Annotated in this window: 20 protein-coding genes; 9 read left to right on the top strand and 11 right to left on the bottom strand. The window is 42.4% G+C overall.

The window, feature by feature from the left end:
* The first annotated feature begins 27 nt into the window (after nt 1-27).
* The 3 genes from AB1A65_RS15240 to AB1A65_RS15250 all read left to right on the top strand — a co-directional run bounded on the left by AB1A65_RS15240 (nt 28) and on the right by AB1A65_RS15250 (nt 3,971).
* Nucleotides 28-942: a FecR family protein gene (locus tag AB1A65_RS15240; RefSeq protein ID WP_366590794.1), complete on the top strand. Its 915-nt coding sequence runs from the start codon at nt 28-30 to the stop codon at nt 940-942.
* Nucleotides 920-3,481, top strand: coding sequence for a carboxypeptidase-like regulatory domain-containing protein (locus AB1A65_RS15245; protein ID WP_366590795.1), 2,562 nt, complete (start codon nt 920-922; stop codon nt 3,479-3,481). The genes AB1A65_RS15240 and AB1A65_RS15245 overlap by 23 nt, the downstream gene beginning before the upstream one ends.
* Nucleotides 3,482-3,569: 88 nt before the next feature.
* The gene (locus tag AB1A65_RS15250; protein ID WP_366590796.1) at nt 3,570-3,971 is read left to right on the top strand and encodes an endonuclease domain-containing protein; all 402 of its coding nucleotides are present in this window, start codon (nt 3,570-3,572) and stop codon (nt 3,969-3,971) included.
* 29 nt (nt 3,972-4,000) lie between these two features.
* Here AB1A65_RS15250 and argS read toward each other — a convergent pair whose 3' ends face one another.
* The gene (gene argS, locus AB1A65_RS15255) at nt 4,001-5,800 is read right to left on the bottom strand and encodes an arginine--tRNA ligase (protein ID WP_366590797.1); all 1,800 of its coding nucleotides are present in this window, start codon (nt 5,798-5,800) and stop codon (nt 4,001-4,003) included.
* Between the two features lie 105 nt (nt 5,801-5,905).
* Between argS and AB1A65_RS15260 the strand changes: the two genes are divergently transcribed.
* The 3 genes from AB1A65_RS15260 to AB1A65_RS15270 all read left to right on the top strand — a co-directional run bounded on the left by AB1A65_RS15260 (nt 5,906) and on the right by AB1A65_RS15270 (nt 8,939).
* On the top strand, nt 5,906-6,331 hold the full coding sequence (locus tag AB1A65_RS15260; RefSeq protein WP_366590798.1) for a hypothetical protein: 426 nt from the start codon (nt 5,906-5,908) through the stop codon (nt 6,329-6,331).
* On the top strand, nt 6,328-6,846 hold the full coding sequence (locus AB1A65_RS15265; protein WP_366590800.1) for a DUF1648 domain-containing protein: 519 nt from the start codon (nt 6,328-6,330) through the stop codon (nt 6,844-6,846). The genes AB1A65_RS15260 and AB1A65_RS15265 overlap by 4 nt, the downstream gene beginning before the upstream one ends.
* Before the next feature lie 593 nt (nt 6,847-7,439).
* The gene (locus AB1A65_RS15270) at nt 7,440-8,939 is read left to right on the top strand and encodes a carboxypeptidase-like regulatory domain-containing protein (protein WP_366590801.1); all 1,500 of its coding nucleotides are present in this window, start codon (nt 7,440-7,442) and stop codon (nt 8,937-8,939) included.
* A gap of 8 nt (nt 8,940-8,947) precedes the next feature.
* Here the strand turns inward: AB1A65_RS15270 and AB1A65_RS15275 are convergent, their stop codons facing one another.
* Together AB1A65_RS15275 and AB1A65_RS15280 are read right to left on the bottom strand one after the other, a co-directional pair.
* Complete coding sequence (locus AB1A65_RS15275) at nt 8,948-9,319, bottom strand: hypothetical protein (RefSeq protein ID WP_366590802.1); 372 nt, start codon at nt 9,317-9,319, stop codon at nt 8,948-8,950.
* 702 nt (nt 9,320-10,021) lie between these two features.
* Nucleotides 10,022-10,918, bottom strand: coding sequence for a hypothetical protein (locus AB1A65_RS15280; RefSeq protein ID WP_366590803.1), 897 nt, complete (start codon nt 10,916-10,918; stop codon nt 10,022-10,024).
* Here AB1A65_RS15280 and AB1A65_RS15285 point away from each other — a divergent pair.
* Together AB1A65_RS15285 and AB1A65_RS15290 are read left to right on the top strand one after the other, a co-directional pair.
* Nucleotides 10,896-12,506: a BCCT family transporter gene (locus AB1A65_RS15285; protein ID WP_366590805.1), complete on the top strand. Its 1,611-nt coding sequence runs from the start codon at nt 10,896-10,898 to the stop codon at nt 12,504-12,506. The two genes, AB1A65_RS15280 and AB1A65_RS15285, sit on opposite strands and share 23 nt — an antisense overlap.
* Nucleotides 12,507-12,572: 66 nt before the next feature.
* Nucleotides 12,573-13,229 (top strand): DUF2306 domain-containing protein, encoded by a 657-nt coding sequence (locus AB1A65_RS15290; RefSeq protein WP_366590806.1) that lies wholly within the window; start codon nt 12,573-12,575, stop codon nt 13,227-13,229.
* Between the two features lie 683 nt (nt 13,230-13,912).
* Here AB1A65_RS15290 and ctlX read toward each other — a convergent pair.
* Entirely contained in the window at nt 13,913-14,818 is a 906-nt protein-coding gene (gene ctlX / locus AB1A65_RS15295; RefSeq protein WP_366590807.1) for a citrulline utilization hydrolase CtlX, read from the bottom strand.
* 65 nt (nt 14,819-14,883) lie between these two features.
* Entirely contained in the window at nt 14,884-15,798 is a 915-nt protein-coding gene (locus tag AB1A65_RS15300; protein ID WP_366590808.1) for an arginine deiminase family protein, read from the bottom strand.
* A 274-nt stretch (nt 15,799-16,072) separates the two neighbouring features.
* Here AB1A65_RS15300 and AB1A65_RS15305 point away from each other — a divergent pair, with 274 nt between their 5' ends.
* Nucleotides 16,073-16,543, top strand: a complete 471-nt coding sequence (locus tag AB1A65_RS15305) for a hypothetical protein (protein ID WP_366590809.1) — start codon at nt 16,073-16,075, stop codon at nt 16,541-16,543.
* A 57-nt stretch (nt 16,544-16,600) separates the two neighbouring features.
* Here AB1A65_RS15305 and AB1A65_RS15310 read toward each other — a convergent pair whose 3' ends face one another.
* The 6 genes from AB1A65_RS15310 to AB1A65_RS15335 form a co-directional block, all read right to left on the bottom strand.
* Entirely contained in the window at nt 16,601-17,884 is a 1,284-nt protein-coding gene (locus AB1A65_RS15310; protein ID WP_366590810.1) for a citrate synthase, read from the bottom strand.
* A gap of 126 nt (nt 17,885-18,010) precedes the next feature.
* Nucleotides 18,011-19,549: a glycogen/starch synthase gene (locus AB1A65_RS15315; RefSeq protein ID WP_366590811.1), complete on the bottom strand. Its 1,539-nt coding sequence runs from the start codon at nt 19,547-19,549 to the stop codon at nt 18,011-18,013.
* 121 nt (nt 19,550-19,670) lie between these two features.
* Nucleotides 19,671-20,963 carry a phosphopyruvate hydratase gene (eno, locus tag AB1A65_RS15320; protein ID WP_366590812.1) on the bottom strand — a complete coding sequence of 431 codons (1,293 nt, stop codon included), beginning with the start codon at nt 20,961-20,963 and terminating at the stop codon, nt 19,671-19,673.
* 119 nt (nt 20,964-21,082) lie between these two features.
* The gene (carA, locus tag AB1A65_RS15325; protein ID WP_366590814.1) at nt 21,083-22,195 is read right to left on the bottom strand and encodes a glutamine-hydrolyzing carbamoyl-phosphate synthase small subunit; all 1,113 of its coding nucleotides are present in this window, start codon (nt 22,193-22,195) and stop codon (nt 21,083-21,085) included.
* Nucleotides 22,196-22,292: 97 nt separating this feature from the next.
* Nucleotides 22,293-22,793, bottom strand: coding sequence for a 50S ribosomal protein L17 (rplQ, locus tag AB1A65_RS15330; protein ID WP_366590815.1), 501 nt, complete (start codon nt 22,791-22,793; stop codon nt 22,293-22,295).
* 60 nt (nt 22,794-22,853) lie between these two features.
* A complete protein-coding gene (locus AB1A65_RS15335; RefSeq protein WP_366590817.1) occupies nt 22,854-23,846 on the bottom strand; it encodes a DNA-directed RNA polymerase subunit alpha in 993 nt (330 codons plus the stop codon).
* Between the last annotated feature and the right edge of the window lie 16 nt (nt 23,847-23,862).

The following is a 23,862-nucleotide window of genomic DNA, read 5'->3' on the forward strand; positions in this document are numbered from 1 at the left end:
GTTATAAGAAAGTAAAGCATAGAAATCATGCAAGAAAATTACTTGGCAAAATGGCTCAATGGAGAGTTTTCTGAGGAGGAACTTGCGGAATTTAAAAATTCCGAAGAGTATGCTTCCTATGAAAAACTCAAAAAGGTTTCCAATACTTTGGAGGCCCCTGAGTTCAATGTGGACCAAAGTTTGGAGCGGTTTAAAGAGATACACATGGGGCAATCCCCTAAAGTCATTACATTAAGTCCTTTCAAAAAGTTCCTTCGTGTTGCCGCTGCTATTGCCGTACTTGTTGTTGGTTCCTATTTTTACCTGAATACCTTGAACGAGAACATAACCACCCAGTTTGCAGAACGTTCCGAAGTTACTCTGCCCGATGATTCCGAAATTTTCCTTAATGCCGATTCCGAGGTAACTTTCAGTAAAAAGAATTGGGACAAAAAACGAAACGTAAACCTTAAAGGTGAAGCTTTCTTTAAAGTGGCCAAAGGAAAAAAATTCACGGTAGAAACCGAACACGGTACGGTAGCCGTTTTGGGCACCCAGTTCAATGTAGAAAACAGGAAAAATTTCTTTGAGGTTACTTGTTACGAAGGATTGGTGAGCGTAACCCATAACAATACGGAAACCAAATTGCCTGCAGGTACTTCGTTCATGGTAATCAATGGAAAAGTTATCGACACTTCCAAACCCAATGGCAGTCAACCCACTTGGATGAACAATGAAAGTAATTTCGAGCGCATCCCTCTTCAATATGTCTTCAATGAACTGGAAAGACAGTACAACATCAAGGTAAAAACCGAAAATGTAGACACCAATTTACTTTTTACCGGTACCTTTAGCAACACAGACCTCGATATGGCGTTAAAAAGTATAAGTGCCCCATCTCACATTAACTATACAGTTGAGGGTGATAATGTACTTTTCTATGCTGGAAATACGTCGCAATAGCCAAGTTGGCCACTTTTTGGTTTTTTTACTGTTCTTCTTTTTCAATTATGCTCAAGAAAAACAGCAGGAACCCATAGGTCTTGTTCCATATATAAAAACCTTGGAAGAGCGCTTTAATGTCAAATTTTCATACCTCAACGAAGATTTGGATGATATTCCCATGACCATTCCCAAAAATCTGGCCTCACTGGAAGATATCCTCCAATACATTGAAAACCAATATCAGATTGAAGTCAACAAGCTAAGCGACCGTTATTATACGCTGGCAAAACTGCGCTCAGTAACCCTCTGCGGAGCAGTGCTGGATAATTTTGCCGAAAACACAATTCCTGGAGCCACTGTGGAGGTTTTGGGCACCACAAATGCTCAAACCACGGATGCCAACGGAAATTTTACGCTAACAGATGTCCCAAGAGATGCTTCGTTGAAAGTCCGCTACTTGGGCTACCTCACCAAATACATTTCTGTTGAAAATCTGTTAAAACAAGGTGGGTGCCCCAAAATATTGATGGCCCAGCATTACGAGCAACTGGATGAAGTTATTGTATACAAATTCCTGACCACCGGACTTATTAAAGAGACCGATGCAAGTATCACTATGAACACTGCTGAGTTTGGAATTCTTCCCGGACTCATTGAACCAGACATCCTGCAAACGGTTCAAGCCCTACCCGGAATTAAAAGTATAGACGAGACCGTATCCGACATCAATGTTCGTGGTGGCACAAACGACCAAAATCTCATCCTTTGGAACGGTATTAAAATGTATCAATCCGGACACTTTTTTGGGTTGATATCGGCCTTCAATCCCTATTTAACGGACAAAATTTCGGTGATTAAAAACGGTACACCTGCCAATTTTGGGGATGGGGTGAGCAGTGTTATCCAAATGGAAACCGGTAATAGCATAACTGAATATTTTGAAGGTGGCGCCGGATTTAATTTTATCAGTGGTGATGTTTTTGGGCAGCTTCCATTGAGTGATAAACTAGGGCTCCAATTCTCGGCACGCAGGTCCACAACAGATTTTTTGAACACCCCCACCTACAACAAGTTTTTTGACCGTGCCTTTCAAGACAGTGAAGTGACCGATGAAGATAACATGGCCGTTGACGATGAAATTATCCGGAATGAGGACTTTTACTTCTATGACTTTTCAGGAAAGCTTTTATATGACATTAATGATGCGCATAAATTTAGGTTGAGTGCCATCAGTCTTAACAACAATCTCCGTTATGTGGAAAATAATATAACAGATGGTGAAACCTCCATCAGCCTATTGAAACAAACCAATTTATCTGTCGGTGTGCAACTACAAAGTCAATGGATGGACCAGTTTTCATCCCACTTGAATATCTACTATTCCAATTACAATTTGGATGGTCAGAGTGTCTTCAATCAAGTGCGACAACTGGACCAGAAAAATAGCGTGGATGAAAGAGCCGTAAAACTTAATACCCGCTATCAAGTTTCGGACAACCTACAATGGACCAACGGGTTTCAATATATTGAGACCGGAATCAGGAACACCACCAATGTCACACAACCTGAGTTTGAAAGCGATATTAAGGGCGTCATCAGAATTCACGCTCCATATTCCGAAATTGGCTATACTTCCTTTGAGAACAAATTCATTGGGAAATTTGGAGCCCGGTTCAATTTTATTGAGAATCTGGAAACCTTCAATACATTTTTGGTAGAACCCAGAATCAACCTAAACTTTAGATTGGCCAATTATCTACGTGCTGAAGTTTTGGGAGAATTTAAGAGTCAGACCACCAATCAGGTAATAGATTTGGAGCAAAATTTTTTGGGTATTGAAAAGCGAAGATGGATTTTATCGGATGATGACACCCTGCCCGTGACCCAAAGTAAACAAGGCTCGGTGGGTATCAACTATGAACGGAACAATTTCTATGTGGGTTTGGAAGGATTTTATAAAAATGTGGACGGTATCAGTACCAGTACCCAAGGCTTCCAAAATCAAGATCAGTTCAATGGCGAAATTGGCAGTTATGATGTAAAAGGCATTGAATTTCTCATCAATAAAAGAGGGGACCGTTACAGCACTTGGTTAAGCTACGCCTACAACAAAAATGAGTATACTTTTGATTCGATTGTTCCTCGTAACTTTCCCAATAATCTGGATATAAGACATACCATTACCTTTGCTGGAACGTACACCTATAACAACCTAAAACTAAGTGTTGGGGTAAATTACCGTACCGGAAGGCCCTACACGGAACCTCAAGAGGGAGATGATTCCTTGGATACCACCTTTTTCCCAGCCCGAATCAATTATAAATCCCCCAACAGCAGCCGACTACCAGAATACTTCAGAGCCGATGCCTCGGCCATTTATAGTTTTAACCTATCTCGGGGAATCAAAGCCAATGCGGGAGTCTCCCTTCTAAACATGACCAACCGGAAGAACAGCCTTAACCGCTACTATCGGGTCAATGATGAGAACCAGATTGAAACGGTGGAAAGTGTTTCGCTGGGCATTACCCCTAATGTAAGTTTTAGGGTGAGTTTTTAAATGGTTATATTGTAATTCTCAATCTCCCCGATTCGGTTAGACCGAATCACCCCTCTTGGGCAAAGAGGGGAGCTTTTAAATGGGATTGATGAAAAAAAGAATTCACAGCCGAAAGGAATTACAAGCCTACCGCAAACAACTCAGAAAAAATTTAACCCCTGCCGAAGCATTTTTATGGCGGCACTTGAAAGCCAAAAAATTATGCGGAAGACGTTTCAACAGACAGCACAGTATCAAAAACTACATTGTTGATTTCTATTGTGCCGCAGAAAAATTGGTCATAGAATTGGACGGAGCGGTTCATTTTACCCCACAAGCACAAGAATATGACCGTAAAAGAACAGAAGTATTGAATGAACTTGGTTTCACCGTTATCCGGTTTGAGAACAAAATGGTTTTTGAAAACCTAGACTCAGTGCTACTCGAAATTTCTGAGCACTTTCAACAAAATTCAAAAAGCTCCTCCCTCAATAAGGGAGGTGAGCTTTGATAAATCAAAGCTCGGAGGGTTTAGAATTTCTACATCCGCTCCGGAACCTCAATACCCAATAATCGAAAAGCAGACTGAATCACCTCGCCCACTTTTTGGGACAGCTGTACCCTGAACTGCTTCTTCTGCTCATCCAATTCCCCTAAAATAGATACCTGCTGGTAGAACGAATTGAACTCCTTCACCAAATCGTAGGTGTAGTTGGCAATCAAAGCGGGACTAAAGTTTTCAGCCGCCAATTGTACGGTTTCCGGAAAAAGTTGAATGCCTTTCAACAGTTCCTTCTCTTTTTCATGGAGTTCTAATGAGGTCTCGACTACCTGCCCGTCCGTCAGGCGGGCGCTCGACCTCCCATCCTCAGCCTTACGAAGAATGGACTGAATCCGTGCATACGTATACTGAATAAAAGGGCCAGTATTCCCTTGAAAATCCACAGACTCCTCTGGGTTGAACAAAATCCGTTTTTTGGGATCCACTTTTAGGATGTAGTATTTTAAAGCGCCAAGACCAATGGTACGGTACAAGTCTTTCTTTTCTTCTTCGGAATAGCCTTCCAACTTGCCCAGTTCGGCAGAAATGGTCTCTGCGGTCTCCTCCATATTTTGGATAAGGTCATCCGCATCCACCACGGTACCTTCCCTACTTTTCATTTTTCCACTGGGCAAATCCACCATCCCATAGCTCAAATGATACAATTGTTCCGCCCACGAATAGCCCAATTTTTTCAGGATAAGGAACAGCACCTTAAAATGGTAATCCTGCTCGTTACCCACCGTGTACACCATCCCATTGATATCCGGGAAATCCGTTACCCGTTGAATGGCGGTACCAATATCTTGAGTCATATAAACAGCAGTACCATCGGAACGAAGTACGATTTTCTCATCTAACCCCTCATCGGTAAGGTCTATCCATACACTGCCATCTTCTTTTTTAAAGAAGACCCCTTTTTCAAGGCCGTCCTTTACCACATCCCGCCCTAAAAGATAGGTGTCGCTTTCGTAATAGAGTTTATCAAAATCAACCCCCATATTTTTATAGGTGGTATCAAAACCGGCATAGACCCAGCTGTTCATTTTTTTCCAAAGGGATACGACCTCGGTATCACCCGCTTCCCATTTACGGAGCATGTCTTGGGCCTCCAAAAGAATGGGTGCTTCCTTTTCCGCCTTCTCCTTAGCCATTCCATCATCAACCAACTTGGCTATCTGTTCTTTATAGGCTTTATCAAAAGCTACATAATATTTCCCCACCAAATGGTCGCCCTTTAAACCCGATGATTCTGGAGTCTCTCCATCGCCAAACTTTTGCCAAGCCAACATACTTTTGCAAATATGAATGCCCCGATCGTTGATGATTTGGGTTTTATACACTTTTTTTCCCGAAGCCTTCAGTATTTCCCCCACGGAATAGCCCAAAAGGTTGTTTCGAATATGCCCCAAATGCAAGGGTTTGTTGGTATTGGGAGATGAATATTCCACCATTATGGCACCTTGGGAGGAAGTCTTCACATAACCGTAATCGGTTTCATCTTTGATACTGTTAAAAAAGTTGAGATAGTAGCTGTCCTCGATTACAATGTTCAAAAAACCCTGAACCACGTTGCACTTGGCAACTTCGGCTACATGTTCCCGCAAAAATTCCCCAATTTGGGTCCCAATCTGCACCGGGTTGCCCTTTACAAAACGAAGCATGGGAAAAACCACCACAGTGACATCTCCCTCAAAATCCTTGCGGGTGGGTTGAAACTCAACTGTGGGAAGTTCAACTTGGTACAATTCCTTTACAGCATCCTTGACCTTTTGGCCCAAATCGTTTTGCAAACTCATCTAAAAAGCGTTTCAGGCCGCAAAACTACATATTTTTTGCCCTTTTGTAACATATTTCCCGAAGCATTGACCTATAGATAGTTAGTATTTTGAGTATTTTTAGACATGCTTCTAAATGTATCCTATTCCGACAAGAACATCACCCGAAAAATCGACCAGGCGGTAGGTAAGCCCTTTCCGTTGAAGGAACGTTTTGTTATGGGTGGAATAGGTTCACCAAAATTGCACATTACGGAAACCAGTTTGGAGATTCAAAACCTCCTCATCTTGGACAATAACCTTAACACCTGTAATATCGAAATCCGCCCCAAGGGCATCATTGTACGGTTCCGCTCGTTACTGGAAACCTATGGTCTCATCATCCCCTATTACAAACTAAAACTGTATAAGGGCGAGAGCGCCATCCATTCTGTTTATATGGACCATTATTTCATAAAAGTGAAATCGGATACTAAAGCCATACAAAAGTTCTTTAAAAAATTGTTGGACCATAAGGCGGACAATACGCCAACATCCATTGAAGATCTATGAGTTGGTTCAAAAAACATCCAAGAGTAGAAGTAAAACCTTCACAAACCGATTTACTGCTCTACCGTGCTGGATGGATGGTGGTAGCGGTGAATATGTTTCTGGTTCTTGGGGTCTATGCCGATCTTCCTGAAACGATTCCTACCCATTTCAACTTTCAAGGAAGGGTAGATGGCTATGGGCACAAATCAGCGCTTTGGGCCATTCCCATGCTCAGTGCAGGGCTATATCTAGCCATGGGACTCATCGCCACCAAACTAAAACCGTGGCTCATGAACTACCCGGTAAAAGTGACCGAAGAAAATGCCCCCAAACTCTATTCGCTGGCCTTGCGCATGTTGGCCGTGATGAATTTCTGTTTTGTGATGGCCTTTTTGATCACCACGGGCATCATCCTCTTAAAAATAAAGGGATGGATAGATGCTGGCGACATCCAGCTTCTTGTAGGGCTGTGGATTCTCAATGGCATGGTTCCATTGTACTATGTCTACAAGATGGTTGTGGTGGTGCGGGAATAAGGAAAAAAGGTTTGAAGATAAATGGTGAAAGGGGGCAATTCCGACCTACGGTAGGCAGGTGTATCTACATCCACAAATGTTTTGTCATCTTGAGCACAGTTGAAAGGTAGTCAAAACCTCTCGACGGATTCAGCACAAGCTCTCAAGGAGACAGTTCAATGTTTAACGTCATGCCGAACCTGCCCTGTCATTCCCGTGCACGCGGGAATCCACCAGCCCAAAAGAAAAAGATTCCTGCTTTCGCAGGAATGACATAAGGCATTCGAGATCATTCGTGACATTAGTGTCAAACCCCTAACCCCTAAAGTCCTACTTCAACTTCCTGCCCGTCCGGCAGGTGGGCGCTCAGTGCAAGGCCTCAAGGGGACAGTTCAATGTTTAACGTCATGCCGAACTAGTTTCGGCATCCCATCCCTACACATGAGACCCTGAAATAAATTCAGGGTGACGTACATTTGCATTCGAGAGGATTTGTGCCATTAGTGTCAAAACCTTATCACCTGTTACAAAATCCAAACCATTTCGTCTAATCCATGTGCAACCTTTTTAGGTTTGCATTGTCTTTATAGAAAACACATCAAAAAAACGAACAGATGACCTTGACCAACACCAAGATCTCCCTAGTATTATATTTGCTTGTGGCATTGCCCATGACCGCCCAGACCATCAGCTCCAAACTGGTGGATGCCAAGACCCAAAAAGGCATTCCGTATGCAACAGTGCAGTATGGAGAGTACCAAGGCGTGATTACCAACGATGAAGGCCGTTTCAGCTTTTCGTTGGACGAAACCAGTCCCCCTGACTCCATCTACATTTCTTCCATGGGGTACTCCAAAAAGGGGTTCACTCTTGCCCAATTACAGGACAGTGTTGTGCTCCTTCAACCCAAGGCCATTGAACTTAGTGGGGTGTATGTCTTCGACAAGGAGCTTTCCGTGGACGATATCATCGAGAAAATGGTGGAACGTGTTCCGCAGAACGTTAACAAAGCACCTGTAAAGCAACGTTTCTTTTTACGGCAGTCCGAATTTGCCACCATCAACAAGGTAGACTTCGGTTTTGAGAAATCCACTATCGCCGAACTCAACAAAGAGCTTATCGACAGCCTTGCCCTTTCCATCCCAAAAAATGGCCACCACTATACCGAAAGTCTGGGCGACCTCTATAAAAACAACGGTCAATACAAACTGGATATCATTAAGGCCGCCGACCTGTATGACAAGAACCAAGTGGGTTCTTTTGAGGAACTTGGCGAGCGTATGCAGACCATTTTCACCGAAAACATTAAGCCAGATTCCTACCTGAAGATTAAATCCGGCATCTTTAGCCAAAAGGTACAGGTGGATTCCATTCTTAGTGATATGGAGGAGGAAGAGGCCCAAAAAATTAAGGATGAAGTGGAAAAAGACACTATTTCCGGTTTGGTGGATGCCCAAAGACAAGCATTCAAGGAACTCCTTAACGAACTCTACTACCAAGAGGACAGCAAACTGGACCTTATCTCCAAGACCCGAAAGTACGAGTTTACTCTCGTCGGTTATGCGGAGATTGCCGATGCCGGGGTGTACGCCATCGACTTTGAACCCAAACGCAGCAGTGCCGAGTTCAAGGGTCGTCTTTATATAAATATCGAGGACTTTGCCGTTATGCGGCTGGATGTGCAGAACACAGAGCGCCTGCGCAATTTTAGACTGCTGGGCATTACCTACCGCGAAGTGCTCTATAAGGGCACCATGCGCTTTGCCCAACTGCCCAATGGCAAGTACGACCTCCGCTTTATGGACTTTACCTTTGGTCGCTACTTTGCCGTGGACCGCCCACTAAAAGTGATTGAAAAGAACAAGCATGTAAAGGGCCGACGCAAGCAGAACGAGCTCTCACTGAACATAGATTTTAGGATGAGCCCCACCCAAAAATGGGAACTGGTGGTGTTTGACCAAGAGGTAGTGCCAGAAGACCAGTTTACCAACTTTACCGAGGACAAGACCGCACGCGCCACCTATATGCCCACCTATGACCCCGAGTTTTGGCAAGGCCATACCATTATGGAGCCCAACCAAGCGATACGGGAGTTTACTGTTCCAAACAAATAAGGCTTTGGTTATTTGAAAAGTTGTATCACCTCAACAACCACTGCAATAATACCCACAACACTGGAAATTGAAATCAATAAAGGGGGAAATGCAGCATTAAACTTTTCTAATTTATTCCTGAAAGAATTATGCTTATTATTTAGATATTTCTTTCCCACATCTGTAAGTTCATAGGCATATTGGCCACCATGTGAATATAATGTCACAAACCCATCCCTTTCAAGTTTTAAAAAATAATTATGAATTAAGGTGATTTCAGTTTGACTCCCCAACGTTCCATATTCCAGGTATGCCAAAATATAGGCCGGAAGAGCATCGTCCAAACTTCCCCTTTTGCTGTTCCAGAAATAATCCAAAAGCTTTTTTTCTTTTTTTGTCATCTTTTTAATCCGGTTTTACGATAAAATAACTTAAATATGCATCACTTCAGGGCAATTTTTTGAATATGATATACTATTTACTGGGGGAGGGCGATTTGTGAATTACAACCTACAATGTAAAACATAATTCCTTATGGATCTTCTACTTGTGAAGAATTTCTTTATCGAATGGAATAAAAATGTTACGGATTTAAAGATAAAGGAACATCCAAGGTTTAGCTGATTCGGTTAAGGGCATGTATGCTGGGATTAGTTATTCACCTTTAACCCTTCATCTCTTTTTGCGCGATAATGCTTATTGCTATGGACAATACACAATGAACAATGCCCATCCTGCGTCATACTGATCTGGTTTCGGCATCCCATCCCAAAACATAAGATCCTGAAACAAACCTGCCCTGTCATTCCCGCGCAGGCGGGAATCCACGAACCCAAAAAAATCATCAATTCGAGTGGCACGCGGCAGCGTGGCGTATCGAGAAATCGAAGATTCAGCGTAGCTAATCGATTTTTGGTGGCAATGACCAAGTCTCGATACATTTCAAACTCCGTTTGAAACACTCGACCTGACAATAGTTAATACATTCGAGATAATTTGTGGAATTGGTGTCAAACCATAAAGAAATTTCTCGACTGCGCCTGTCTGCCGACAAAGGCAGGCTCGAAATGACAAAAAACAACTACAGGTTATTGCATCTTGGATTAGCGTTTGTACCTACGATACAATTTCTCAAAATCAGTCACGTAAATATGCGTGTGCTTACCTTGCAAGCTATCACTACTGGCATAAAACAACTGTTTTTCATCTGGGGTAAGGTAGGGGTACAAATCACTCCCCGAGGTATTCAACTCCACCAAGTTCTGCGTTACCGTCCATTGGCCTCCTTCCTTAAAACTGATGTAGAGGTCACCATACGAAGACACGTTTTCCTCTCGTCCGGAAGCCTCAAAAATAATAAGGTCACCCGACCCGTTGATCTCCAAGTTCCACTCTCCCATTTCTGAATTAAGAATATTCCCCAAGTTCTCTGGTTCACTAAAAGCCCCATCACTCCATTGCGCTACATACAAATCGCCCTGTCCATATCCGCCACTCCTATCCGAAGCAAAGTACAGATTGCCCTCATCATCGGTACGCGGGCTATACTCCCGTTGTTCCGAATTTATAGGATATGGTAAGGCAATGGGAGTACCCCAAGCTCCGTTTTGGTCTTTTTTCACCTTCCAAATATCTGCTGAAGCGGGTCTGTTGCCACCTGGTCGGTCAGAAACAAAGTATAGTGTGTTCCCATCTTTGGAAAGGTGCGGGTCGCTATCATCAAATTCACCTGAAAATGGAGCCAATTGGGGTATGGACCATTGCCCACTGGTTTTCACCGCATGGTAAATGGCACTTTTCATGGTTCTACTGCCCCATTCTTGCTCGCTTCGGGCAAAGTAAAGTTCGTCCCCAGAAGTAGAAAAGGTACAGGCATATTCCACCACCTCAGTTGAAATGAGGCCCGGTTGAAATTGGGCAATCGTGTTCTGCTCGCGGCACCCTATCCAAATGAAGGTCATAAGCACCAAAATTCCCTTGAACCATCTTATTGTTCCCATTCCTATAAAAATAGCGATTATCCGTTTGGGTACCATCCTCACGACGAGCTTAAAGTTAGTTAAAGATTTCTGCCTATTTTCGGGATACGATAAAACCAAAGCCATCTATAATTTTCTTAAAGAACATCCACTATTAGCGGTCTCCACGGGGCTGTTGTTCCTGTTCTCCGCAATAGTGTTCCTGTTTACGGAGTGGAGCTACCAATCCATTGAGGTGCTCTCGCTCTGGGTGCGGGGCCACTTTGGCTATTTTTATCTGTATCTGGGCCTTGGTTGTGTCCTGCTCCTCTTGGGCATTGCGGTATCGCCTTGGGGCAAGCTTAAATTGGGCAAGTCCAACGAAAAACCGGAACATTCCACTTGGGCGTGGGCCAGTATGCTCTACAGCACAGGCATGGGGGCCGGCATTCTTCTCCGGGCCGTGCAAGAACCCGTTTTTATGCAGCAAAACCCGCCCATTGCCACCAATTCCACTCCAGAAATCTTGGCGCTGGAGTTCACCTTTTACCAATGGGGCTTTACCGCTTGGGCCTTTTACGGACTGTTTGCCTTGATTATAGGCCATGCACTTTTTACCAAAAATCGAAAAGTGTTGGTGAGCAGTTCCATTCCACAAAAGTTTAAAGGGACCAAACGGGCCAATGCGGTGGATATTTTGGCCATTATCACCACTGTTTTTGGATTGATTGCCGCCGTGGGATTGGGCACCGCCCAAATTACGGGAGGACTCAACCATGTGTTTCAGTCCGAGTTTGGGGCAACGGTCACCCTGCTGTTGGCCATTTTGATTTCCACTATTGCATTTGCTTCCGTATGGCTGGGGGTGGACAAGGGTATCAAGCGGATTTCCAAGTTCAATATTCTGGTGACACTGCTGCTATTGGCCTTTGTGTTTATCAATAGCAATATGGGAGATATCCTGCTTTCCTTTGGAAAGGCTTCTATGCAGTACCTCATGGATTTTGTCCCTATGAGCATCGCCGTGGGACGCTTCAATCCCGGCATTGAGTTCCTCACGGATTGGACGTTTTACTATTGGGCCTTCTGGTTGGCCTGGGCACCCTTTACGGGTATTTTCATCGCCCGGATTTCCCGAGGTCGCACATTGCGGCAAATGCTATTGGGGGTATTGATTATCCCTTCGCTGGGGACTCTCTTTTGGTTTTCGGTCTTTGGAGTTTCAGCTTTTGAGATCATTGCTAGTTGGGGCAACTACAACAATGAGTTTGGTAGTGTGTTTTCTTCCATATTTCTCTTTTTTGGGGAATACCCGCTTTCCGGCTTGCTCAATGGCATCACTATTTTGCTTTTGGTGAGTTTTTTGGTCACTTCGGTGGACTCTGCTGTATTTGTATTGAGTATGTTCACGGACAAAGGCAATCCCAATCCGCAGAAAAAACATCGACTCATTTGGTCCGTTTTTATTCTATTGGCCACCTTGGCGCTTATTCTCCTAGGTAATGCCAAACCAGATATTGATGTGCTCACCACTGTTCAAAAACTGCTCATCATCACCTCCTTGCCCTTTGCTTTTTTTATAGTGTTTATGGCTGTATTTTTTTTGATTTCATTTGGAAAGAAAGGATAAGCTGAGACGGTAATTATTGTTTATATTTAAAGAAGTTTCCCGCTTGGTTAACCTAATCTTTTAAATATGTTGACAAGAAAGCGTAAAATACTATTGGGGAACTTATTTTTCTGGGGCATTGTGCTCCTTGTATCGACCTATTATTACCTCATCAACGTTGAAAGTTATATTTTCTATAACCCATCCAAAGTAAGTGAAGTAAAACTTAAGTACAAATGGTGGCTGGTTGCACATTTTGTTCCGGCGGCGACCACGTTGTTTTTGGGCCCACTCCAATTTATTCCCTATATCAGAAACCGTTTTTTAAAATTTCACCGGATTTCTGGTAAAATCTATATTATTGGGTCGTTGATTTCTGCTGTAACGGTGTACGTGCTTTTAGTGACCACCTATTCACTTCCGGGTGCCATTCCGTCTTTGGCCTTATTGGCCACCATCTGGATTTTTACCACTATTATGGCCTATGTCAGCATTCGAAAAAGTAATGTAAAAGCGCACAAAGAGTTTATGATCCGTAGTTATGTATGCGGGTTGGCATTTGTATTTATCCGTTTACTTCCCGAAGTGGACTACTTTACAGGAATCTTTAGTTTTATTGAGGACGATACGATGCGCTACACCGTTTATGAATGGATTTGTTGGGTATACCCTTTAATGATTACTGAGTTCTTTTTGAGTTGGCGTCCCCAATTGAAAAAGCTGCTGAAAACGTCAAGAAAATAAACCATAGTTATTTTGAAATGAGATGCAAAGCATCGATTGAGAAATCTCGACCAACCCATAGATTTCTCACTTTGATTTCGACTGCGCTCAATCTGACAGTTCGAAATGACATAAGGCATTCGAGATAATTCGGTTCAAAATCAAAAAATCGTCAATTCGAGTGGCATGCGGCAGCATGTTGTATCGAGAAATCTAAGATTCAGCGTAGCTAATCGGTTTTTTTGCATCAACAATCAGGTCTCGATACATTTCAAACTCCGTTTGAAACACTCGACCTGACAATAGTTCGTACATTCGAGATAATTCGTGGAATAGGTGTCAAACCATAAACACCCCTAAAGTCCCCTGCCTGCGGCAGGTAGGCCTCAAGGGGACAATATATTCCCCATCCTGTGTCATGCCGAATCTGTTTCGGCATCCCATCCCACAGCAAAGGACCCCGAAATATATTCAGGGTGACGGTGTCATCTCAATGTACATGCTGTCATTTCGAAATGAGATGCAACGCATTGATTGAGAAATCTCAACCAACCCAAAGATTTCTCACATTCGTTCGAAATGACATAAATCTTTCGAGATAATTTGTGGCATTCGTGTCCACATGAAAAAACACCCCTAAGCTCCCTCTTCGACTTCCTGCCTGTCCGGCAGGCGGGCGTTCAGTGCAAGCTCTCAAGGGGACATTACTTTTTTGGCAAAAAGACTTCTGCCATCATGCAGCGGGCACTACCCCCTCCGCAAGACTCAATCGTATCCAAGGTACTGTGTATAATACCGCAATGCTTTTCAATGGCCTTGATTTGATCTTCCCGAAGGCTTTTATAGGCTTGGGTACTCATCACCATAAAACGTTGGTTATTGGCACCGATCACTTGGAGCATGTTCCCTGCAAAATGATACAATTGTTCCTCAGTAATCTCGATAATTTCCCTACCATCCATTTTAATGTGCTCTACAACACTCTTTCGTTCCTTTTTATCATCGATGGATTTTAAACATATGACCACAAAGGTCTCTGCCATGGCCATCATCACATTGGTATGATAAATGGGTAAACGTTCCCCTTCCACGGACTGATACGCTGTAAAAATGACGGGGAAACAATCAAAATCTTCACAGAATTCAATAAAAAGTTCTTCATGGGCACGTTCGGACAAGGCACAATATGCCTTTTGATTGGCACGATCTATGAGAATACTTCCTGTACCTTCCAAGAACACCCCTTCTTCTTCCGCAGAGGTATAATCCATGATATTATTGATTGAAAAGCCTTCTTTTTCCAGTACCTCAAAAATATCCTCTCGTCGTTCCTTTCTTCGGTTTTTGGCAAACATGGGATAGACGCATATGGTTCCATTTTCATGAAAAGAGACCCAATTGTTTGGAAAAATGGAATCCGGGGTATCGCGTTCCTTGGTATCATCCACCACAATAACATTGACTCCACTTTCTCGAAGGACGTTTACAAAAGCATCGAACTCCTCTTGCGCTTTACGATTGATTTCTACATTTTTAAGGTGTAGGTCTTCCTGAAAATAATTGTTAACGGCAGTCTGCTCATTCATCCGAAAATTCACCGGACGAATCATTAGTATGGTATTTGAAATTTGTGCTCTCAAGCTGTTTGTGTTTAGTTGTTTTGCGTGCGTAATCGTTATGCTCGGATTAGGGGCATGGTACTACAGCGAAGCAGCCCCTCTTGCTTGGCAATCTCAGCATACGGAATCTCTTCTACCGTAAAACCTTCATCACGAAGCCAGTTGTTTAACCGGATGAAGTTCTTTTCTGAAACCACTACTTCCGGTGAAATGGAAAATACATTACTGAACATTTGGTACATCTCATCTTTGGTGATCTCAAAAACATTTTCCTTTCCGAAATAATCTACCAACCATTGATATTCTTCTTCCTCCAAAAAACCATTTTTATGTAGAATGGCCTTGTCTTTTCCCACAGGTTGAAAACAACAATCTAAATGCAGGGCATTTTCTTTAGGGTTGGTATTTGATTTTCGAAGCTCAAACGATTTTACCGTTTTATGGGGAAACATTTCTCTAATGTACTCCACCGCTTCTTTATTGGTTCGTGCGGTGATAAAATCAGCATAGTCTGGTCCCGTATAGGTGCCCATAAAAATATAATCGTTCCAAGGCATTATGTCCCCACCTTCAATATGTACCTCCGCGGGTGGTCGAATGATTTTATTCGGGTCAATTTCATCCAATACTTTTTGGATTGCCACAAACTCCCTCTCCCGATCGGGTAGAATGTTGGCATGGAATAATTTGTCTTCAATCACAAAGGCAATGTCTCTAGAAAAAATCTGGTTGCAGTCTTTAAGAACCGTGGGGCGATAGACCTTCACCCCATATTTATGGAACACTTGGGCAAAAGCTTCCATTTCTTCCACCATATCCACTTCCTTGGGATAAGTCCCCGCCAATATGTGTTCCAAGGATTTTGGGTCATAGGCCTCCTCTGGACTTGGCACTGGTCCACAACTTTCTGCGGTTCCCAAAATCACCGCTTTTAAAGGGCTTGTCTCGTCTACAATGTTCAGCTGCATCATACGGTAATCATTGAAACTTTTGAATTCAAATTAGGGATTTCCCCTAAAAAATTTAAGGCAAATCTAGTGTTTTGCCCCATATTTTCCTCTTACAAAATGATAAAATACTCTTTTTTATTTACATGGTTTTCACAATAAAAAAATGGGAAACATTTAAATTTTAACTCCTTGTATTTTAATACATTAAAATTAACCACTTCATGTAAATTTTTATATCATAAATGTTGTGCATACATTTTTTATTATTACATTTGTGTTAAGATTTTTCCTACAAATGAAAAAACTGTTAATAACAGCCTCATTGGTTTTGATTGCCCTTGCGCTTTGGGGGCCAATCAATGCATTTCAAAAGAGAAAGGTAACCCACCACAAGTATTCCTCTTTTGATCAACATGCGGATTCTCTATATTCTGCAAAATATCAAGATTGTATTATGCGAAGTGATTTTCCCGAGGGTTGGTCTACGCATGATAAGCTGACTGTTGAGAATGAATGGGACCTAATAAAGGTAAATAGCTCTATTAACAGATATGCACAGTCTTTGGACTCCACTATTAAAAACTTGAGCACCATTGACGCCCATGATTTTTTGCATCATGAATTTGAACGATCAAAAAACACCTTAATAAACAACAATGATCTTTCGTGGATACGAGCCCACTACCACAGAGAGATTATGCGTATATGCTATGACACCGATAGGTCATTGAACCTTGATTCTGGGATCAATCCCAGTAGCCTTTAATAGAAAAAGGGCGATTTGTTTAAATCGCCCTAGTTTTTTTGACTGTCTCCCCAAGTCTTATCTTTTTTCCAATGGAACAAAGGACCTTAGGTTTTCCCCGATATAAACTTGTCGGGGTCTTCCTATGGGCTCTTTTCGTAGTCGCATCTCTCTCCATTGGGCTATCCAACCGGGTAGTCTTCCCAAAGCAAACATTACGGTGAACATATCTGTTGGAATGCCCAACGCTCTATAAATTATTCCCGAATAGAAGTCCACATTGGGATATAACTTTCTATCCACAAAGTACTTGTCTTCCAATGCTTCTTTTTCCAAACCTTTGGCGATATCCAAGATAGGATCTTCAATTCCAAGGTTACCCAAGACATCATCCGCAGATTTTTTTATGATTTTGGCCCTTGGGTCAAAGTTTTTATAGACACGGTGTCCAAAGCCCATCAACCTGAATGGGTCGTTCTTGTCCTTGGCCTTGGCCATGTACTTTTTTGTGTCGCCACCATCGGCTTCAATGGCTTCCAACATTTCCAAAACGGCTTGGTTGGCACCACCATGCAAAGGTCCCCAAAGTGCCGAAATACCAGCAGAAAGCGATGCAAACAGACCTGCATGTGAAGAGCCCACTATACGTACCGTGGACGTTGAACAGTTCTGTTCGTGGTCAGCGTGAAGGATTAATAACTTGTCTAGAGCTTCAATGGCAATGGGGTCTTTTTTATACTCTTGGTTAGGTTTTTTGAACATCATCTTGTGTATGTTCTCCACATAGCCCAGACTATCGTCTCCGTAGTCCAAAGGAAGTCCTTTTTTCTTACGTTGGGTCCAAGCCACCAATACCGGAAATTTGGCCAAAATGCGTACGATGGAGGCGTACATTGCTTTTTCTGAGGAAACATCCACAGAAATAGGGTTGAAAGCTACCAAAGCACTGGTCAACGAAGAAAGTACGCCCATAGGATGCGCTGCTTTTGGAAAGGCGTCCAAAATCTTCTTCATTTCCTCATCAACATGAGACTCTTCTTTAATGTCGTTATGAAACTTCTCAAGTTGTTCCTTATTCGGTAACTCTCCAAATATGAGCAAATAAGCCACCTCCAAAAAATCAGCTTTTTCTGCTAAATCCTCTATAGAGTACCCTCTATACCTTAGAATTCCTTTTTCACCATCCAAAAACGTAATAGAGCTTTCACAAGAACCCGTGTTTTTATATCCAGGATCTATAGTCACCATTCCGGTGTCTGCCCTTAGTGTTTTAATATCAATTGCCAATTCATCTTCAGTACCTTTGATTACGGGGAATTCATACTGCTTTCCACCATATTCGAGTATCGCTTTATCCGACATTTTATGTTTTAATAGATTAGTAAAAATAGAATGCGGAAATTACGAAAAAGCGCAACCATTAACAATTTCCAACTCTTATTTGTGCAGTTATTAACAATAAAATATCAATGCCACGAAAAAAAGCACTCAAGCCATATTATACAGTAGGGTGTAGTACGCATCAACCGACTTTTTCCAGGTAAAACGCTTTCTTTTGGCGGCTGCTTGTATTTTCTTCCAAGTTGTCTTATCGTTTTGAAAAATATCCAAGGCCACATCCAAGACTTCGAGCATATTCTTGATTTTTTCATCGTAGCTTTCCCCATCAAAACTGAAGCCCGTTTTCAGGTGTTCAACAGTATCTTTTAATCCTCCCGTATGATGCACTAAACAGGGATGTCCGTTCCGCATGGCCAACATTTGGCTAATACCACAGGGTTCAAAAAGACTGGGCATGAAATAAAGGTCAGATTCCAAATACATGGAGTCTATGAGTTTTTCGGACTGTCCGTTAGTGAAAATAAAGTTTTTGTACTCATAACTGAGCTTTCTGAAAAGCTCCTCATACTCTGGTGCACCCGTACCTAAAAGCATAAAAATGCCATCCACCTTCTCTAATTTTTTTAAAATCTCCACGAAAGCCTCCGGGGAACGCATAAAGAAGTAGAATTTTTGCTCGGTCAATCGGGCCACGCTGGATGCGATAAACTTGGGTCGGTTACCGACATATTCCATTATTTTCTCACCGGTATGGGCCAAAAAATCGGCCTTGTATTTCTTATCTTCCTGCTGTAGCCAACCAAAAAGTGCTTTTACGGTATTGCGATAAATCTGACCTTTTGCTTCGGAGTTGATGTTCTTGTAATTGCATCCGTTCAAAATACCAAAAAGTCTTCCTTCATCATCAGCTTTTTGAAGGTCTTTTTCCAAACCTTCCCCGCCAATGAACTCTGGGGGAGAACTCGGCAATAACACATCATCTTTATAGGAAGGGGAAACCGTGTGTACGGCATCAGCAAAACGAATTCCAACAGCCATTAGATTGATGCAATCCTTATACCGATAATCCATCAACTTTTGATAATCCAGAGGTACGGTTGGAAACCAATTTTTAACCGAAGAATAGTTTCCATCAAAAGGCCGTATTCCCTGAATGGCTAAATTATGAATACTGTACACAAACCGTATATCCTGAAGGTTGACATAGTCTGGATGATATTCCCTCAGAAACAACAATAAGCTGGAATGCCAATCGTGCAAATGCACCACATCCAAATCTCCAAACGCACCCTGCTTCACAGCTTCTGCCACGGCGGTACAGAATATAAAATACTTAATGGCATCTGTATAAAATGGTTCCTCTGGGTCATTGTGATAGATATGGGCAATATCCCCAGCTTCAATCTCCGGGTGATGTAGCACATAGTGCACAATGTTTGGAAAATCCTTTTTAGGCTTTACTTCATACAACTCTGCCGTATATCGCAGTCCCCGCAAATAAAAATTGAGGTTGGTCTTGAACAATCCATCTTTGTGAAGCCGTGAGTAGGACGGTACAATAACATGCACTTTATCCCCTCTTTCAGAAATTTGACGTGGCACATCCCGCACCACATCGCCCATTCCGCCAGCTTTGCAGTTGGCCAGAGCATCGTTTTCCGCTGCAACAAAAAGAAAATTATTCATATAGGTAAGATAGTTAGCACTGTTGGTTCGATGCTATAATTTAGCTAATCTTTGTTATTGAAACAAAAAAAAGCCTTTCCCATTTGAGAAAGGCTTTTGCTATGCTAAATAATCATTATGCTTATTTTACCTTAAAGGCTTTTTCCTGAGGATAATAGGCAACACTTCCCAATTCTTCCTCAATGCGCAACAACTGGTTATATTTTGCCATACGGTCACTTCGTGAAGCGGAACCCGTCTTAATTTGACCTGTGTTCAACGCCACAGCCAAATCAGCGATGGTATTATCTTCAGTCTCTCCGGAACGGTGTGACATTACAGAGGTATACCCAGCATTTTTGGCCATGTTTACCGCTGCGATGGTTTCAGTCAATGTCCCAATTTGGTTCACCTTGATTAAAATTGAGTTGGCGATACCGTTTTCAATTCCTCTTGACAAACGCTCTACATTCGTCACGAACAAATCGTCACCCACCAACTGTACTTTATCCCCGATTTTTTCAGTTAACAGTTTCCAACCTTCCCAATCGTTTTCATCCATTCCATCCTCAATGGAGATGATAGGGTATTTTTCACAAAGGTCAGCCAAATATTGTGCTTGTTCTTCAGAAGTCCTAACGACTCCCTTGCTTCCTTCGAACTTTGTATAGTCGTAAGCACCATCTACATAAAACTCCGCAGAAGCACAGTCCAAAGCGATCATTACATCGTCGCCTAATTTGTACCCTGCCTTGGCAACCGCTTTGGCAATGGTATCCAAAGCATCTTCGGTACCACCTTCCAAAGTTGGGGCAAAACCACCTTCGTCACCTACAGCAGTGCTCAAACCACGATCGTGCAATACTTTTTTAAGGTTGTGGAAGATTTCAGTACCCATTTGCATGGAGTGACTAAAATCCTTGGCTTTAACAGGCATGACCATAAACTCTTGGAATGCAATGGGAGCATCGGAGTGAGATCCACCGTTGATAATGTTCATCATGGGCACAGGAAGCGTGTTGGCACTAACACCGCCCACATAGCGATACAATGGCATACCCAATTCATTGGCAGCCGCTTTGGCCACTGCCAAGGAAACACCCAAGATGGCATTGGCACCCAGTTTGGATTTGTTCGGTGTGCCGTCCAGTTCAATCATGGTCTGGTCAATGGCATTTTGATCAAAAACCGAAGTACCTACCAACTCTTCAGCAATAACAGTGTTGACGTTGTTCACGGCCTTTCCAACGCCTTTCCCCATAAAGGAATCTCCTCCGTCCCGTAATTCAACCGCCTCGTGCTCTCCAGTTGAGGCTCCGGAAGGAACAGCTGCCCTTCCCAAAATTCCATTTTCGGTAACTACATCTACTTCTACGGTAGGATTACCTCTTGAATCCAATATCTGTCTTGCATGAATATTGATAATAATGCTCATTTTATTCAAAGTTTATGATTGTAATTTAATTCGACTAAGATACGAAAAGGCGAGCCTTTTAACAGTATGTCAGTAGCTATAAAACGGTCTTAATAACCTAAAAATAAAACTATAACGTTTTAGTTCTTTCCTGTTTTGATTGCATCAAAAAATTGGTCGAAAAGATAGTCGGCATCGTGTGGCCCCGGACTTGCTTCAGGGTGATATTGCACCGAAAACACATCTTTCCCTTTCATTTTGATTCCAGCCACCGTCTGATCGTTCAAGTGGGTATGGGTAATCTCCAACTCTGGATGGGCCTCGGTTTCTTCCCTGTTGATGGCAAATCCATGATTTTGAGATGTAATTTCGCCTTTGCCCGTAACCAAGTTGAGAATAGGGTGATTGATTCCCCGGTGCCCATTGTGCATTTTGTATGTGGAAACTCCGTTGGCCAGAGCCAATACTTGGTGCCCCAAACAGATTCCAAATAAGGGTTTATCTGAAGTAATCATCTTTTTGGCCGCGGTGATGGCATCCGTCAATGGTTCTGGATCTCCAGGTCCATTGGAAATGAAATAGCCATCTGGGTTCCATTTTTCCATTTCCTCAAAAGAAGTATTGTAAGGAAATACCTTTATGTAAGCTCCCCTCTTGGCCAAGTTTCGTAGAATATTCTTTTTAATACCGATATCCAAAGCGGAAATCCTGTAGGCTGAATTTTCATCCCCGTAGTAATAGGGCTCCTTGGTGGAAACTTTAGAGGAAAGTTCCAAACCTTCCATACTTGGGACTTGCTTTAATTCCTCTTTTAGCGCATCAATCTCATCTACCCTTGTTGAAATCAAGGCGTTCATGGCACCGTTATCGCGAATGTAACTTACCAAGGCACGGGTATCCACATCTGAGATGGCAAAAAGGTTGTTGTTGTTCAAAAATTCCAACAAACTCATGCTGGCGTCGGGTCTGGAGTATTCGTAGCTGAAGTTTTTACAAATAAGTCCCGCTATTTTTACGGAGTCTGATTCCACTTCGTCCAAATGGGCTCCATAGTTCCCAATATGGGCATTGGTGGTGACCATCAACTGACCAAAATAGGAGGGGTCGGTAAAGATTTCCTGATACCCGGTCATACCGGTATTAAAACATACTTCTCCAACGGCTGTACCTTCTTTGCCTCCTACAGCTTTTCCGTAGAAAATGGTCCCATCCGCCAATAACAACAGTGCTTTTTTCTTTTCGTGATACTTCATGAGGTGTTCCAATTTTTCAGTTTACAAAAAAACATAAAAAAAGGATAAGTTCTCACTTATCCTTTTTCCACTAATACAATAGTTAATAACATCTTTCTTATTCTTCAGAATCGTCAGTTTTAGTTTCAGCCGCCGGTGCCACAGGCTCCGCTTTCTTGCTTCCTCCTCTTCTACTTCTTCTGGTTGATTTCTTTTTGGGTTTACCAGCGTTGTATACCTCGTTGAAATCCACTAGTTCTATCATGGCCATATCAGCGTTGTCACCCAATCGGTTACCCAACTTAATGATTCGGGTATATCCTCCTGGTCTGTCCGCTACTTTCTCAGCTACTGTGCTAAAAAGTTCGGTAATGGCTTCCTTGCTTCTCAAGTTACTGAAAACAACCCTTCTGTTGTGCGTACCTTTTTCGGTAGTTTGGTTGTTCTCTATCTTAGCTTTGGTGATCAAGGGTTCAACAAACTGCTTCAAAGCTTTTGCTTTGGCCACAGTAGTGTTGATTCGCTTGTGCTCAATAAGGGAGCAAGCCATGTTGGCCAACATCGCCTTTCTATGGGCGGCTGTTCTGCCTAAATGATTGAATTTCTTTCCGTGTCTCATCTTTCTAGTTTATCATCTTGCTACCAGACCCAACTGAAATTGGGGAGCAAAATATGATTATTAATCTTTATCTAATTTGTATTTGGAAAGGTCCATACCAAATTGTAGGCCTTTGTTGATGACCAATTCTTCCAACTCGGTCAATGATTTTTTACCAAAGTTTCTAAACTTCATCAAATCATTTTTGTTGAAGGAAACCAAATCACCCAAAGTATCTACTTCGGCGGCTTTAAGGCAGTTCAATGCCCTAACGGACAAGTCCATATCCACCAATTTGGTCTTCAACAACTGACGCATGTGCAATGATTCCTCATCATAGGTCTCTGTTTGGGCAATTTCATCGGCCTCAAGGGTGATGCGCTCATCAGAGAACAACATAAAGTGGTGAATCAACACTTTGGCTGCTTCGGTCAAAGCATCCTTAGGGTGGATGGAACCATCCGTTTGGATTTCAAAAACCAATTTTTCATAATCGGTCTTTTGCTCTACCCTGAAGTTTTCAATGCTATATTTTACGTTCTTTACCGGAGTGTAAACAGAGTCAACCGCAATGCTTCCCAATGGTGCATTGGATTTTTTGTTTTCCTCGGCAGGAACATAACCACGTCCTTTCTCTATGATAATCTCAAGGTTAATGCTCACTTTGGGATCCATGTTGCAGATGACCAAATCTGGATTGAGCACTTGGTACCCTGAAATGAATTTTTGGAAATCTCCAGCGGTCAACTGTTCCTTTCCACTAACGGAAATGGAAACGGTCTCGCTCTCAACATCATCAATCTGTCTTTTAAAACGAACCTGTTTTAGGTTCAAAATGATTTCAGTTACGTCTTCAACAACGCCTGGGATAACAGAAAACTCATGTTCAACTCCATCTATGCGCACAGAAGTGATGGCAAAACCTTCCAAAGAGGAAAGTAGAACCCTTCTCAGCGCATTCCCAACTGTTAATCCATAGCCAGGTTCCAAAGGACGAAATTCAAATTTCCCTTCGAAATCTGTTGAATCTATCATTATAACTTTATCGGGCTTCTGAAAATTAAGTAATGCCATAATTGGATTAATGTTG

It is taken from the genome of Allomuricauda sp. ANG21 (genome assembly GCF_040705235.1).
GTDB lineage: Bacteria > Bacteroidota > Bacteroidia > Flavobacteriales > Flavobacteriaceae > Flagellimonas > Flagellimonas marina.

Coding starts and splice junctions, on each gene's coding strand:
- AB1A65_RS15240 (WP_366590794.1), top strand. CDS start 28: ATGCAAGAAAATTACTTGGCAAAATGGCTCAATGGAGAGTTTTCTGAG.
- AB1A65_RS15245 (WP_366590795.1), top strand. CDS start 920: ATGCTGGAAATACGTCGCAATAGCCAAGTTGGCCACTTTTTGGTTTTT.
- AB1A65_RS15250 (WP_366590796.1), top strand. CDS start 3,570: ATGAAAAAAAGAATTCACAGCCGAAAGGAATTACAAGCCTACCGCAAA.
- argS (WP_366590797.1), bottom strand. CDS start 5,800: ATGAGTTTGCAAAACGATTTGGGCCAAAAGGTCAAGGATGCTGTAAAG.
- AB1A65_RS15260 (WP_366590798.1), top strand. CDS start 5,906: ATGCTTCTAAATGTATCCTATTCCGACAAGAACATCACCCGAAAAATC.
- AB1A65_RS15265 (WP_366590800.1), top strand. CDS start 6,328: ATGAGTTGGTTCAAAAAACATCCAAGAGTAGAAGTAAAACCTTCACAA.
- AB1A65_RS15270 (WP_366590801.1), top strand. CDS start 7,440: ATGACCTTGACCAACACCAAGATCTCCCTAGTATTATATTTGCTTGTG.
- AB1A65_RS15275 (WP_366590802.1), bottom strand. CDS start 9,319: ATGACAAAAAAAGAAAAAAAGCTTTTGGATTATTTCTGGAACAGCAAA.
- AB1A65_RS15280 (WP_366590803.1), bottom strand. CDS start 10,918: ATGGGAACAATAAGATGGTTCAAGGGAATTTTGGTGCTTATGACCTTC.
- AB1A65_RS15290 (WP_366590806.1), top strand. CDS start 12,573: ATGTTGACAAGAAAGCGTAAAATACTATTGGGGAACTTATTTTTCTGG.
- ctlX (WP_366590807.1), bottom strand. CDS start 14,818: ATGATTCGTCCGGTGAATTTTCGGATGAATGAGCAGACTGCCGTTAAC.
- AB1A65_RS15300 (WP_366590808.1), bottom strand. CDS start 15,798: ATGATGCAGCTGAACATTGTAGACGAGACAAGCCCTTTAAAAGCGGTG.
- AB1A65_RS15305 (WP_366590809.1), top strand. CDS start 16,073: ATGAAAAAACTGTTAATAACAGCCTCATTGGTTTTGATTGCCCTTGCG.
- AB1A65_RS15310 (WP_366590810.1), bottom strand. CDS start 17,884: ATGTCGGATAAAGCGATACTCGAATATGGTGGAAAGCAGTATGAATTC.
- AB1A65_RS15315 (WP_366590811.1), bottom strand. CDS start 19,549: ATGAATAATTTTCTTTTTGTTGCAGCGGAAAACGATGCTCTGGCCAAC.
- eno (WP_366590812.1), bottom strand. CDS start 20,963: ATGAGCATTATTATCAATATTCATGCAAGACAGATATTGGATTCAAGA.
- carA (WP_366590814.1), bottom strand. CDS start 22,195: ATGAAGTATCACGAAAAGAAAAAAGCACTGTTGTTATTGGCGGATGGG.
- rplQ (WP_366590815.1), bottom strand. CDS start 22,793: ATGAGACACGGAAAGAAATTCAATCATTTAGGCAGAACAGCCGCCCAT.
- AB1A65_RS15335 (WP_366590817.1), bottom strand. CDS start 23,846: ATGGCATTACTTAATTTTCAGAAGCCCGATAAAGTTATAATGATAGAT.